This window comes from Deinococcus actinosclerus (genome assembly GCF_001507665.1).
Lineage (GTDB): Bacteria > Deinococcota > Deinococci > Deinococcales > Deinococcaceae > Deinococcus > Deinococcus actinosclerus.
In genome coordinates this window covers 163,725-176,057 of record NZ_CP013910.1, presented here as the reverse complement: position 1 = coordinate 176,057, position 12,333 = coordinate 163,725, and the positions used below count along the sequence as shown (strand labels likewise).

General features: G+C 70.0%; 13 protein-coding genes and 1 riboswitch. All 13 genes read right to left on the bottom strand.

Going from position 1 to position 12,333, the window contains the following annotated elements; genetic code table 11:
* Positions 1-103 precede the first annotated feature (103 nt).
* Complete coding sequence (locus tag AUC44_RS17160) at positions 104-2,092, bottom strand: DUF11 domain-containing protein (RefSeq protein ID WP_062156981.1); 1,989 nt, start codon at positions 2,090-2,092, stop codon at positions 104-106.
* 33 nt (positions 2,093-2,125) lie between these two features.
* Entirely contained in the window at positions 2,126-2,623 is a 498-nt protein-coding gene (locus AUC44_RS00885) for a hypothetical protein (RefSeq protein WP_062156980.1), read from the bottom strand.
* A 53-nt stretch (positions 2,624-2,676) separates the two neighbouring features.
* Positions 2,677-2,762, bottom strand: a riboswitch (cyclic di-GMP riboswitch).
* 134 nt (positions 2,763-2,896) lie between these two features.
* Positions 2,897-4,081 (bottom strand): glutamine-hydrolyzing carbamoyl-phosphate synthase small subunit, encoded by a 1,185-nt coding sequence (gene carA, locus AUC44_RS00880; protein WP_046843859.1) that lies wholly within the window; start codon positions 4,079-4,081, stop codon positions 2,897-2,899.
* Positions 4,082-4,156: 75 nt separating this feature from the next.
* A complete protein-coding gene (locus AUC44_RS00875) occupies positions 4,157-5,821 on the bottom strand; it encodes a hypothetical protein (RefSeq protein ID WP_082688893.1) in 1,665 nt (554 codons plus the stop codon).
* 71 nt (positions 5,822-5,892) lie between these two features.
* A complete protein-coding gene (locus AUC44_RS00870; protein WP_062156979.1) occupies positions 5,893-6,420 on the bottom strand; it encodes an N-acetyltransferase in 528 nt (175 codons plus the stop codon).
* 25 nt (positions 6,421-6,445) lie between these two features.
* Positions 6,446-6,895: a GNAT family N-acetyltransferase gene (locus AUC44_RS00865; RefSeq protein WP_046843857.1), complete on the bottom strand. Its 450-nt coding sequence runs from the start codon at positions 6,893-6,895 to the stop codon at positions 6,446-6,448.
* Positions 6,896-7,039: 144 nt separating this feature from the next.
* Complete coding sequence (locus tag AUC44_RS00860) at positions 7,040-7,525, bottom strand: GNAT family N-acetyltransferase (protein WP_062156978.1); 486 nt, start codon at positions 7,523-7,525, stop codon at positions 7,040-7,042.
* Between the two features lie 61 nt (positions 7,526-7,586).
* On the bottom strand, positions 7,587-8,984 hold the full coding sequence (gene argH, locus AUC44_RS00855; RefSeq protein WP_062156977.1) for an argininosuccinate lyase: 1,398 nt from the start codon (positions 8,982-8,984) through the stop codon (positions 7,587-7,589).
* A gap of 173 nt (positions 8,985-9,157) precedes the next feature.
* Positions 9,158-9,559 (bottom strand): hypothetical protein, encoded by a 402-nt coding sequence (locus AUC44_RS00850; protein WP_157445116.1) that lies wholly within the window; start codon positions 9,557-9,559, stop codon positions 9,158-9,160.
* Positions 9,556-10,071: a GNAT family N-acetyltransferase gene (locus AUC44_RS00845; RefSeq protein WP_231724492.1), complete on the bottom strand. Its 516-nt coding sequence runs from the start codon at positions 10,069-10,071 to the stop codon at positions 9,556-9,558. Before AUC44_RS00845 ends, AUC44_RS00850 begins: the two co-directional genes overlap by 4 nt.
* Positions 10,068-10,550: a GNAT family N-acetyltransferase gene (locus AUC44_RS00840; RefSeq protein ID WP_231724491.1), complete on the bottom strand. Its 483-nt coding sequence runs from the start codon at positions 10,548-10,550 to the stop codon at positions 10,068-10,070. The genes AUC44_RS00845 and AUC44_RS00840 overlap by 4 nt, the downstream gene beginning before the upstream one ends.
* A complete protein-coding gene (locus tag AUC44_RS00835) occupies positions 10,547-11,038 on the bottom strand; it encodes a GNAT family N-acetyltransferase (RefSeq protein ID WP_062156975.1) in 492 nt (163 codons plus the stop codon). Before AUC44_RS00835 ends, AUC44_RS00840 begins: the two co-directional genes overlap by 4 nt.
* Before the next feature lie 2 nt (positions 11,039-11,040).
* Positions 11,041-12,273, bottom strand: coding sequence for an argininosuccinate synthase (locus AUC44_RS00830; protein ID WP_062156974.1), 1,233 nt, complete (start codon positions 12,271-12,273; stop codon positions 11,041-11,043).
* Positions 12,274-12,333 lie beyond the last annotated feature (60 nt).

Here is a 12,333-nt window from a genome sequence, read left to right as displayed (position 1 = left end):
TTTCTGCTGTTGTGGGCGGACAGGGGAGGAAAAGGGGTGCGGCTGGGGGTCTCCCCTGCCCGGTGGGGCGCGCCCGCACAACGGGGCGGGCGCGCCTGAGGGGTTACTTGACGGTGACCTTGAAGGTGCCGGTGATGGTCTGCCCGGGGGCCAGGAGGTCGCCGGTGTCGATGGTGCCGTTGCCGTTGGTGTCCACGCCGGCGTACACGGTGTCGCCGTCGGCGAGCGTGGTGACGGCGGCCGCGCTCCAGCTGGTGCCGTTGGTGGAGTACAGGATGGTGCCGGTCGCGGTGCTCGTGGCGCTGAAGCTCACGAAGCTGGTGTTGGCCGGCAGGGCGTCCTTGATGAACGCCTTGGTGACGTTGGCGTTGCTGGTGTTCTTCCCGATGATGGTGTAGGTCAGCGTGTCGCCGGGTTTGGCGGTGGCCTTGTCCACGGTCTTGGTGGGCTTGGCAACGTCGGTCTTGCCGACCAGGATGGTGTCGTTGGTGTCCTTGACCTCCACGCCGGTCGTGGGGGACTTGGCGGTCTGCTTGAGGGTGATGGTCTGCGCGGCGGCGGCGCAGGGCACGTCCACGGCGGCGATCAGTTTCAGCTCCGCGCCGGGGGCCAGCAGGCCGGTGTCGGCGGTGCCGTTGCCGTTGGTGTCGGTCAGCGCGGGCTCACCGCTGTCCAGGGCCTTGTTGCCGTTCGTGTCGATGAAGTACCGGACGGGTGCAGGCACGTCGGGGCCCGTGGTGACCTTGATGGTCGCCGTGCCGCTCACGTCGAAGGTGTCGGGGGCGCTGCCCAGGTTGGCGATCTCCAGGGCCACCGTAGAGCGGATCGTCGGGGAGGCCGTGGTGCAGGTCGAGGGCGGAATGATCGGGCTGGTGGGGCTGCCGGGCGTGCCCGCCTCGGGCGTGCCGGGGATCGTGGGGTCGCCGCCGAGGGTGGGGGTGGGATTCCCGAAGGACAGGCCCGGCAGGTTCACGAGGTCGCGGGTGTCGTCTTTCTTGGTGGGGTCGTTGCTGCTCGTGCTGGTCACGGTCGCGGTGGGCGTGCCGCTGGGCAGGCCGCCGGCCGGGAAGGTCACGCGCACTAGGACGTTGGCGGTCTGACCCGGGGCGAGGCTGCCCACGTCGGGGACGCTGTCGCCGTCGGTGTCGGTCAGGGGGGTGCCGTCAGGCTTGAGCAGCGTGACGGTCGCGCCGCTGGGGAAGCCGGTCAGCGCCGCCGTGATGTCGAACACGTCGGGCCGGTTGCCGGTGTTCTGCACGGTGTTCGTGAAGGTCACGGCCGTGGTGGTGGCGGTGGCCTGCGCGGTCTGGGTGTCGCTGGCGCTGGGGGTGATGGTCACGCCCTCGGAGCTGGCGTAGGGGGGCGTGGTGGGGGTGCCGTTGCCGTCGGCGTCGTCCTTGGGCCCGATCAGGGTGGCGTCCTTGCGGTCCACGGTGACGGTGTTGTAGTTGTCGTTGTCGGTGGGCTGCGTGTAGGGCGCGGCGGGTTCCAGACCGGCGCCGCTGTTGGGCAGGCGCGTACCGACCGGGTCGGCCCCGAGCTGCTGGCCGTTGGTGGCGGTAGCGGGCACGGTGTACACCTGGAAGAAGTCCTTCTTCTGATCCTGGTTGACGCCGCCGATGGTGGTGATGGGCGTGGCCGCGGCGATCTCGGCGGCGTCGAGGGTGTTGTCGCTGTTGCTGTCAGCCGCCTTGGGGTAGTAGCGCACGTCGCTGGGGGCGGGCGCCCCGGCGGCGCCGCTGGTCAGGCTGGTCAGGGCGTAGCTCTCGTTCGGCACGTTGCCGGTGTTCGTCAGGGTGTATAGGAACACGGCGGTGCTGCCGGGCACCAGGGTGCGCTGCAGGGTGGCGTTCTGGGTGGGGAAGGTCGGCCCGGCGGCGCCCTCGTCGTTCGGGGTGATGGTGAAGCTGGGCACCGGCAGCACCGTGGTCGTCACGTCGTTGGAGGGCACCTTGGTGGAGGTGGTGCCGCCCTCGGGGGTGAAGACGATCTCGGCGGTGTTGGTGATGACCGTGCCGGCGGCGGTGCCGGCGGCGTGGGCGCTGCCGGCCGCAAGGGCGATGAGGGCGGTGAGGGTCAGGGATCTGTTCATGGGCTTCCTCCGTGGGGGGGCTGGTCGGCAGGGTTACTTGACTTTCACGCGGAAGCTGAACTTCAGCGTTTCGTCCGGGTTCAAGCGGCTGATCGTCCAGCGGACGTTGGTGTAGCTGCTCGTGGGGGCGGGCACCTGTCGGGTGACGCGCTGCCCGTTCTCGGTGGTGGTGACGGTGCGCCTGGGCTGCGCGCTGAAGGTCTGGCCACTGTCGGCGGAGAACGTGACCGTCCAGCGGTCGGTGGCGGGCGTGGTCAGCACACTGAATTCGGTGCCGCGAGGCACCGGGACATTGACGCTGAGTGCGCCCAGTCGGCGGCCGGAGACGTTTCGCAGCGTGACCTCCTCGCGCAGGATGTCGCCGGGCAGGACGGTCTTGGGCGCGTCGATGATCGTCTCCGTGGTCTGTCCGCTGCCGTCCACGCTGCGCTTGACCAGATCCTGCGTGAGCGTGAAGGTCACGTTCTGCGGGGCAGCCGGCTGCGCGGCGGCGGCCGTCAGGAGCAGGAAGGGGATGAGCAGGCGGTTCACGTCGGGGCACCTCCAGGAAAAAAAAAATTGACCGACAGCTGGGGGGATTGCTCCCACCGTTCTGTCGGTCGCGCCACTCGCTCCTCATCTGGCTGAGGCGCCCGTGTGCGCCAGATGATTCATTGCTCCGGAACAGCTGTTGGCCCGGGGCACATCCCCGAGGATACTGGTCTCACTTCATGAGTCTTACACGCTTATCACTGACCGCGCGTTCAATATGAAGTTTCTCACCTAAACGTATCTCGCCCATCATCTGGTCCGGCTCCAGGTTTGTCAAACCCCCAGACGTCCCGCGCTGGCCTTCACGATGGGGGTACCGTTCCCCCCATCGAAGGCGTCGATCTCCTCGATGAAGCGGTCGAACAGGTAGCGGCTGTCGTGCGGGCCGGGACTGGCCTCCGGGTGGTACTGCACGGAAAACACCGGGTAGCGGCTGTGCGCCATGCCCTCAAGGGTGCCGTCGTTCAGGTTCACGTGGGTCGGCACGAAGGCCCCGTTGGGGATCGAGTCGATGTCCACCGCGTACCCGTGGTTCTGGCTGGTGATCTCCACATTGCCCGTTAAGAGATTCTTCACGGGCTGGTTGCCGCCCCGGTGGCCGAACTTCATCTTGAAGGTCTTCCCGCCCGCCGCGAGGCCCAGGATCTGATGGCCCAGGCAGATGCCGAAGGTGGGCAGCAGTCCCATGAGTTCCCAGGCGGTCTTGTGGGCGTACTCCAGCGGGGCCGGGTCGCCGGGGCCGTTACTCAGGAACAGCCCGTGCGGTTGCAGCGCCATGATCTGCGCGGGGGTGGTGTGGGCGGGCACCACGATGGGCTCGATACCGACCTCGGCCAGCCGCTCGATGATGGTGTGCTTGATCCCGAAGTCCATCAGGACCACGCGCTTGCCGTGGCGCAGGGTGGGGAACGCGTAGGGCAGCGCGGTCGTGACCTCCCTGGTCATGTCGTGCCCGTCGATGTCCTGGTGGTCACGGGCGCGCCCCACGTACACGGCTTCCTCGGCGGGAGTGAACTCGCCGTACGGATCTTCCGGGTGCGTGTAGCTGCGGTGCGCGATGACGCCCTTGACCACGCCGCCCGTGCGCAGGCGCCGCACCAGCGCGCGCGTGTCGATGCCCTGGATGGACACCACGCCGTACTGCTGCATGAACGCTTCGAGGGACTGCTGCGCGCGGTGGTTGGAGTACTCGCCGCTGAACTCGCGGCTGATGAAGCCGCGCACGTAGGGCTTGTTGCTCTCCATGTCGTAGATCGCCACGCCGTAGTTCCCGACGTGCGGGTACGTGATGGTCACGATCTGCCCGTTGTACGAGGGATCGGTCATGATCTCCTGGTATCCGGTCATGGAGGTGTTGAACACCACCTCGCCCACGGTCTCGCCGCGGTGCCCGAACGCGTACCCGCGGTACACGGTGCCGTCTTCCAGAGCCAGGATGGCCCGTTCTTTCCTGATCATGCTTCCTCCATTCGCGCCTCTCCGGACGCGTTTCATGGCTCAGCTCTGCGCGGCACCGCGGCAGCCCCCGGGGGGTCACCAGCGGTAGCGCACGCTCGCCTTGCCGATAATGACATTCCCCGAAACGGAGCGCTGTGAGGTCGTTCCGTCAAATCGGTTGATGAGGTCCGCCCCGGCCGTCAGGGCACCGCCCAGCATGCCGCTCATGGCCTTGTCGCCGCTCAGTTCCCTGGGCAGCGTCCCGGCGAGGTCCTGAGCGGTCAGGTCCGCCGGGTCCGGCTGGTACGACCAGCCCGCCGAGCCCTGCATGGTCAGGCCCGCCGCGCGGAAGCCCGCGTCGTCGGCCAGCACCGGCCCCTCGGCCAGCGCGGCGTCCAGCGCCTCCTGGCTGAAGGCGGTGATCAGGTAGTCGCCCCGGAAGGCGTACACCATCTTCAGCCCGGCCAGCGACTCGTCCAGCCCCTGGCTGGCCCCGGCCAGGCCCGCGCCCAGCATCAGGGCCTGGGTGTCCCTGTCGGCCATCGCGCCGTCCATCAGGGCGTCCATGCCGGACGTCGCCAGGGACTTCACGGTGCCGCGCAGGCCCTCCAGGGCGTCGTTCACACTGCGGGCGTACTCGGGCAGGTGCGCGTCGGCCGCGGCGCGGTCCGTGACCCGCTGGTACGAGACCGTGGTCGCCAGCCCGGCCAGCGGATCCTCCTGGTTCAGCACCGCCTTCAGGCCCCCGGCCAGCGTGACCTGCGCGCACTCGTCGCCCAGGTAGCGCCCCGCCTGCTCCAGATGACTGGCGAGCTGGCTGTCGGTCAGGAACCCGAACGGTTCGAGCAGGTCCACACGGGTCAGCCAGCGGCCCAGGTAGGCGCCGGTCTCGGGGTGGCAGGCCGTCGCCCGCACCGCTTCGGCACTGGCGGGAATCACGCCCTGCACCCCGAAGTCGGTGGTGTCGAGCAGGATGCGCGCCAGCGGCCTGTCCTTGCCGCTCTGGTTGACGACCTGCGCGCTGGCGGTCGTCCAGCCGCCCGCCGTGGTGGTCAGGCCGCCCGCGAACTGGCCCAGGGTGTCCAGGGCATCCACGACCGGCGAGAGCAGGCGGGGCAGCATGACCTGCGCCAGCTGCGAGCGGATGACCTTCGCGGCGGCGCTGAAGTTCGCGTACAGGCCGAGTTCCTGCGTGCCCGCCGCGCGCTGCGCCGCCGCGTACGGCGCGGACGCCGCCAGGGTCGGGGCAGCCTTGCCGCTCAGGCGGCCCAGGTACGCCATCAGCAGGGCCTTGTCGCTGGACACGTACGTCAGGCCGTTCGAGGTGCCCGCGAACAGGCCGTCCACGCGGGAGAAGGTGTAGCGGCCCACCCGCGCGCCGGGTTTCTCGGGCAGCAGCTCGCCCAGCAGCTCGTCCGTCAGGGCGCCCGAGCGGGTCACGGCCAGCAGCGCGGGCTGGAAGGTCCCCTTCTTCCCCTGCACGCTGAAGACCCCGGCGATCCCCTCGCGGCCCAGCGAGTCACCCAGCACCGCCTGCGCCACGCCCAGCATGCTGCCGCTGTCCTCACCCAGGTCGGTGCTGCTCAGCAGGCGATCCGCCGCGCCGAAGAACCGTTTGAACGCAGGGGCGGCGCCATGGGTTTCCAGGGTCAGGAGCGCCCCGGCGGGCAGGCCATCGGCCAGGGGCCGGACGGTCTGCGCTTGGGCGGCACCCAGGGCGAGAAGGGCGGAGACGGTCAGGGCGGGCAGGAATCGGGTCACGCCCGCGAGCCTACACGCCCCCCCGATCGGGTGGTGCCTCACCTGCGGCGACGCCCCCGCCGCCCGTCCGGTCACCGCAGCTCCCGGTACATGGCGATCTCGTTGCAGTTCTCGAAGAACGCGCAGCGCTGGCATTCACTCCAGACCTTCGGGTGCAGGTTCGTCTTCTCGATGCGGGTGAAACCGCACTTCTCGAAGAACCCCTGCTGGTACGTCCACGCGAACAGCGCGGGCAGGTCGATCGCGCGGGCCTCGGCCTCGCACGCCGCCACGAGCTGCCGCCCCAGGCCGCGCCCCTGCATGTTCGGGTGGATCGCCAGCCCGCGCACCTCGGCCAGATCCGGCGCGAGCATGTGCAGGCCGCACACGCCGCCCAGCCCACCGGGACGCCCCTCGTGCGGCTCGGCCAGCACCAGATGGAAGTCACGGATCGTCTCGGCGAGCAGCGCCTTGGAGCGCACGAGCATCAGCCCGCGCGCCGCCCAGTACCCGATCAGTTCGTGAATCGCGTCGATGTCGGACAGCCGCGCCTTGCGGAAGGTCAGCGGCGCGTCCGGGTGGATGTCCGGCACCGCGATGGAGTCCAGGGAGAGCGTCATGCGCGCCCTCCCCGGACCACAGAGATCAGCTCAGGGTGCGCATCCAGGTGGTGCCGCCGGGCCGCTCGCCGCGCGAACGGTAGGCCTGCACCTGCGGCGCGTCGGGCAGTTCGCCCATCACGACCGCCAGCGGCACCTGCGTGAAGCCGAACGTGCTCCAGTCGCCGCCCCGGCTGAACATGTAGATCGCGCGGTCCCCGCGCCCCTGCGCGTACTCCACGGCGCTCATGACCAGCCGCCGGCCCAGCCCCCCACCGCGCGCCTCGGGCAGCACCGCCGCGCCGCGCAGCAGGGACGCGCCGTCCCCGTGCTCCAGGCCGATCGCGCCGATCGGCTGCCCGCCCCGCTCCAGCACCCAGTACGTGGTGCCGCCCGCGAGGGCCGCCTCGGTGTCCAGCCCCGCGTCGTGAAACACGCGGGTCACGGTGTCCTTGTCTTCGGGGGTCGCCATTCGAACGTGCACGGAATCGGTCATGCGCTGCTCCTTCGGTGAAAGAAAGCTCGGCGGTCTCGGTGACCGCAGGTCGACACGGGTGTTGCGTGGCGACAGCATAGCGCAAGGCCGCGTGGAAGCACTGCCACAGGGCACGCACAGTCAGGTGGCGCGGAGGGAAGCTGCTCACCCCTGCGTCACCTCGGGCTGCGGCAGGTCCAGCCGCCACACGAGTTCCTCGTCGATCCAGCCCTTGCTCAGGCCGCTTTTCACCTGTGGCACGTCCGGCAGCGCGCCCGCGATCTCGGCCGCGCTCGACGGCCCGAAGCCGAAGCGCGTCCAGTAATCCCCGGCCTCCGAGCTGAACAGGAACACCGTGCGGTCCCCGCGCAGGCTGGCGTGCGTCAGCGCGGAGCGGACCAGCGCGCGGCCCAGGCCCTGGCTGCGGGCCTCGGGCACCACCGCCGTCGAGCGGATCAGGCTCACGCCCTGGCCGTGCTCCAGGCCGATACAGCCGCCGGGCACGCCGTCCAGCTCCGCGATCCAGTAGGTGCCGGCCTCCAGCTCCACACTCGCGGTGTGCAGGCCGCAGCGGGTCAGGAGGTCCAGGACGGTGGGCAGGTCCGCCGGGGCGGCCTGACGAAGTTTCACGTGCATGTCAGTCAGGGTCATGGGGTTCCTCCAGGGGGACCGGGACAGAGGGTGGGGGGACGGGCCGGATCAGGGGGCGGAGTCAGGTGTTCAGGCGGGCTCTGGCGTCCTCGATGGCCTCGCGGACGCGGTGCGGGGCGGTCCCGCCGAAGCTGGCGCGGCCCCGGACGCTCTCCTCGACCGTCAGGGACTGCGCGACCTCCGCGTTCAGGAGGGGATGCGCGGCGCGCAGTTCCCCGTCGGTGAGGTCCCACAGCTGCCGCCCGCTGCGGCTGGCGACGCCGACCAGCCCGCCGACGACCTCGTGCGCCTCGCGGAACGGGACGCCCTGCCGGGCCAGGAAGTCCGCGACGTCGGTGGCCGTGCTGTAGCCGCGCGCGGCGGCCGCGCGGGTCACGTCGGCGTGCCAGACGGTCTTCGGCATCATCTCGGCGTACAGGCGCAGCACGATGCTGAGGGTGTCGTAGGAGTCGAACACGCCCTCCTTGTCCTCCTGGAGGTCCTTGTTGTACGCCAGGGGCGTGCCCTTCACGACCGTCAGGAGACCCATCAGGTTCCCGAACACGCGCCCCGCCTTGCCGCGCGCGAGTTCGGACACGTCCGGGTTCTTCTTCTGCGGCATGATCGACGATCCCGTCGTGTGGGAATCCGGCAGGGTGATGAAGCCGAACTCGAAGGTGGAGTACAGGATCAGTTCCTCCGACAGGCGCGACAGGTGCGCCGACAGGATCGCGCAGGCCGACAGGAACTCCAGCGCGAAGTCCCGGCTGCCCACCCCGTCCAGGCTGTTCGCGGTGGGCCGCGCGAAGCCCAGCGCCGAAGCCGTCGCGTGCCGGTCCACCGGCCAGGGCGTCCCCGCCAGCGCCGAGGAGCCCAGCGGCGACTCGTCCATCCGCTCGGCGGCGTCCCGGAAGCGGCCCTCGTCGCGCTCCAGCATCGCCACGTACGCCATGAACCAGTGACTCAGCAGGATGGGCTGCGCCACCTGAAGGTGCGTGTAGCCGGGCAGGATCACCTCGGTCTCCAGGTGCTTCTCGGCCTCCGCGAGCATCACCGCGCGCAGGGCGCGGGTCTTGTCCGCCAGATCCAGCGCGGCTTCCTTCGTGAACAGCCGGAAATCCACCGCCACCTGATCGTTGCGGCTGCGGGCCGTGTGCAGCTTCCCGGCCACCGGACCGATCCGGTCCCGCAGGGCCGCCTCGACGTTCATATGCACGTCCTCGCGGTCCAGGCGCCACTCGAAGCTGCCCGCCCGGATATCGGCCAGCACGGCAGTCAGCCCGTCGGTGATCTGCGCGACCTCCTCGGCGGTCAGAATGCCGACCTGCCCCAGCATCGCCACGTGCGCCAGCGAGCCGCGAATGTCCTGCTCCGCGAGCCGCTGATCGAAGCCCACCGACGCGTTGAACAGCTCGACCAGCCCGTCCGTCGCCTCCGCGAAGCGCCCACCCCAGAGTTTCTTGTCCTGCGTATTCGTCATGTCATGTCCTCGGTTGAAACCGGGCGGGAACGTGGGTCACACGCCCCCCACCCCGGCCCTCTCCCACAGGTGGGGAGGGAGAGAAGAGATTTGATCAGCACCACCGGGCCGGGGCTGTCCGGATGGGCGTGCCCTCATTCTTCCCGGCCCGGGCGTGACCAGTGCCCACGGGATCACAAGAGGCCGAGGGCATACAGAAAGAAGATCATTGCCGCCGACAGCATCACGGGCAGCGCGTTTCCCACCGTGACCGTCTTCTGCCGTTCCCGCGTGACCGCTTCACGGCAGGCTGTGGCGGCCCCCTCCACGCCCAAGCGTTTCACGTCGGCAGCGGCCACCACACCGTTGCGGCAGTCCGGGAAGATCACGAACTGGTCGTCGGGCGTGGCCTCGGTGAACTGCGCGACGTTCACGCGGGGTACGAACAGCATGGCGGCCCCCAGGCGGATGTCCGGTGGCCGCACCGCCGCCGGTCCGGTCTGCACGGAGGGCGCACACGACGCGAGAGACACGGTCAGTGCCAAGGTGATCATGAGCGTGACGCGGGAGGTCGGGCGGCCGTGGGGTCGGGTCATGGGGCGTCCTTGTCAGAGGGAGGCGGAATCGGGCGGTCAGGGGCGGATTCCTCTGCCCGGACCGCTTTCACCAGCACCACCGGGGCGGGGCTGTCCGGGTGGGCGTGCGCGTAGGGTTCGTCCGTGACGGTGTACCCGAGCCGGTCGTAGAAGGGCAGCACGTCTAGGTTGAACTGGCTGACTGCCAGCAGCACGCGCCCGTACCCGCCCATGCGGGCGACGTGTTCGACCTCGCGCACCAGGGCGCGGCCCACGCCCAGGCGGCGGGCCTGCGGGACGGTCGCGAGTTTGTTCAGCGTCAGGGTGCGGTCGCCGTCCGGGCGGTAGCCGACGCAGCCCAGGACCTCTCCTGCGCCCACGGCCAGGAAGCCGCCCGAGCCGGGGGCCAGCAGGGACCGTTCGAGGTCGGCGGGCGTGGTGCGGACCCAGCTGGAGCGGGGGTCCATCCCGGCGGCCATCATGACGGCGTGGAAGGCGGGGATGTCGTCCGGGTTCACGGGGCGCAGGGTCACAGCGGTCCTCCCGGGATCAGGAGTTTCAGTTCGGCCTGCGGCGTGAAGCCCAGGGCCTCGTACGTGGGGCGCCCGGCGTCCGACGCGGTCAGGGTCACGATGTCCACGCCGCGCGCGCGGCACTCCGCGAGTGCGGCCTGCATGAGGGCGCGGGCGAGCCGCTGGCCCCGGTGCTCGGGCTGCACGTACACGTTCAGGACGTACGCGCGGGTCGTGGCGGTCGTGTCGGCATTCGGGGGGAGGTCAGTCCAGAGGATGCCCGCCCCGGCGATCACCTCTCCCCCACCCTCAATCAGCAGGCCGGTGTACGTGCCCGAGGCGAGGGTGCGAGCGTGCCACGCGACCCCGGCGTCGTGCACGGCGGCCAGCCGCGTGGGGTCGCTGCCCATGTCCACGAACATCGCGTCCCGCTGCGCCTGAATGAGCGCGGCGTCCGCCGGGGTGGCGTGGCGCAGGGTGAACCCGGCGGGCAGCGTCACAGCGCAGCCTCCCGCAGGTTCAGGCGGTACTCGGGGGCCTTCGCGGGTGTGAAGCCCATCCGTTCGTACACACCGGCGCCCATCACGGACGCGTTCAGGTTCGCGCGGCCGATCCCCTCGGCCTGCGCCAGCCGCAGCGCCGCGCGGGTCACGGCGGACGCCAGCCCCCGCGCGCGCTGCTCCGGCACGGTGTACACGCCCTGAATGTGCGCCAGCCGCCCGAACGGATCGCCGGGGGTGGGCACGGTCGGGAAGATCATCAGGCCCGCGCAGGCCACCGCCTGTCCATCCAGTTCCGCGATCACCGCCCGGTAGCGGCCTTCCGCGACAGCCCCCGCGAAGTGCGCCGCCCAGAACGCCTCCGTGCCGTCCTCCAGCGGGGCCCCCATGTCCTGAAACATCAGCACCCGGAAACGGGCCAGCAGCGCCGCGTCCGCCGGGGTGGCCGGTCGCAGGATGCAGTGGGGGGGCAGGGCGGCGTCCGTCACGGTCAGACCTGGGCGGGTTCCTTGTCGGCGGCGTCGGCTTTGGCTTTCACGCGGGCCTGGACGCGCATGCGCAGGGCGTTCAGTTTGATGAACGCGCCGGCGTCGTGCTGGTTGTAGTCGCCGCCCGCCTCGAAGCTCACGAGGTCCTTGTCGTACAGGCTCTGGGGGGCCTTGCGGCCGGCGACGATGACGTTCCCGCGGTACAGCTTCAGGCGGGCGGTGCCGGTCACGCTTGAGGCGACGTGGTCGAAGTACACCTGGAGCGCCTCGCGTTCGGGGGCGAACCAGAAGCCGTTGTACACGAGTTCGGCGTACTTGGGGCTCAGCGCGTCGCGCTGGTGCAGGACCTCGCGGTCAAGGGTGAGGCTCTCGACGGCGCGGCGCGCGTGGTACAGGACGGTGCCGCCGGGCGTTTCGTACACGCCGCGTGACTTCATGCCGACGAAGCGGTTCTCGACGAGGTCCAGGCGGCCCACGCCGTGCTTCCCGCCCAGTTCGTTGGCCTTGGCCAGCAGCGCGGCGGGGCTGAGTTTCTCGCCGTTGATGGCGACGGGGTCGCCGCTGACGAACTCGACTTCCACGTATTCGGGCTCACTGGGGGCCTCGGTGGGATCCACGGTCAGTTTGAACATGTGGGCTGGCGGTTCGGCCCAGGGGTCTTCGAGAATGCCGCCCTCGTAGGAGATGTGCAGGAGGTTGGCGTCGGTGCTCCAGGGGTCCTTCTTGGTGGTGGGGACCGGGATGCCGTGCTCGTGGGCGAAGGCTTCGAGGTCGGCGCGGCCCTGGAAGGTCCAGTCGCGCCAGGGGGCGACGGTGACGATGTCGGGTTTCAGGGCGTAGGCGGTCATCTCGAAGCGCACCTGGTCGTTGCCCTTGCCGGTCGCGCCGTGCGACACGGCGACCGCGCCTTCCTTCTCGGCGATCTCGACCATTTTCTTGGCGATCAGCGGGCGGGCGATGGAGGTGCCGAGCAGGTAGTAGCCCTCGTACAGGGCGCTGGTGCGGAACATGGGGAACACGTAGTCGCGCACGAATTCCTCGCGCAGGTCCAGCGCGTAGGCGGCGACGGCGCCGGTGTTCAGGGCCTTGACGCGGGCTTCCTCGACCTCGTCACCCTGACCGAGGTCGGCGGTGAAGCAGACCACGTCGTAGTTCTTCTCCGTCTGGAGCCACTTGAGGATGATGCTGGTGTCCAGGCCGCCGCTGTACGCGAGCACGATCTTGTCTTTCGTCATGGGTCGATTCTCTCCTGTCTGGGTGAAGGGGGTGCAAGGCGCAGCACAAGACCGCCCGGC

Coding starts and splice junctions, on each gene's coding strand:
- AUC44_RS00850 (WP_157445116.1), bottom strand. CDS start 9,559: ATGACCCGACCCCACGGCCGCCCGACCTCCCGCGTCACGCTCATGATC.
- carA (WP_046843859.1), bottom strand. CDS start 4,081: ATGATCAGGAAAGAACGGGCCATCCTGGCTCTGGAAGACGGCACCGTG.
- AUC44_RS00865 (WP_046843857.1), bottom strand. CDS start 6,895: ATGACCGATTCCGTGCACGTTCGAATGGCGACCCCCGAAGACAAGGAC.
- argH (WP_062156977.1), bottom strand. CDS start 8,984: ATGACGAATACGCAGGACAAGAAACTCTGGGGTGGGCGCTTCGCGGAG.
- AUC44_RS17160 (WP_062156981.1), bottom strand. CDS start 2,092: ATGAACAGATCCCTGACCCTCACCGCCCTCATCGCCCTTGCGGCCGGC.
- AUC44_RS00860 (WP_062156978.1), bottom strand. CDS start 7,525: ATGACCCTGACTGACATGCACGTGAAACTTCGTCAGGCCGCCCCGGCG.
- AUC44_RS00830 (WP_062156974.1), bottom strand. CDS start 12,273: ATGACGAAAGACAAGATCGTGCTCGCGTACAGCGGCGGCCTGGACACC.
- AUC44_RS00870 (WP_062156979.1), bottom strand. CDS start 6,420: ATGACGCTCTCCCTGGACTCCATCGCGGTGCCGGACATCCACCCGGAC.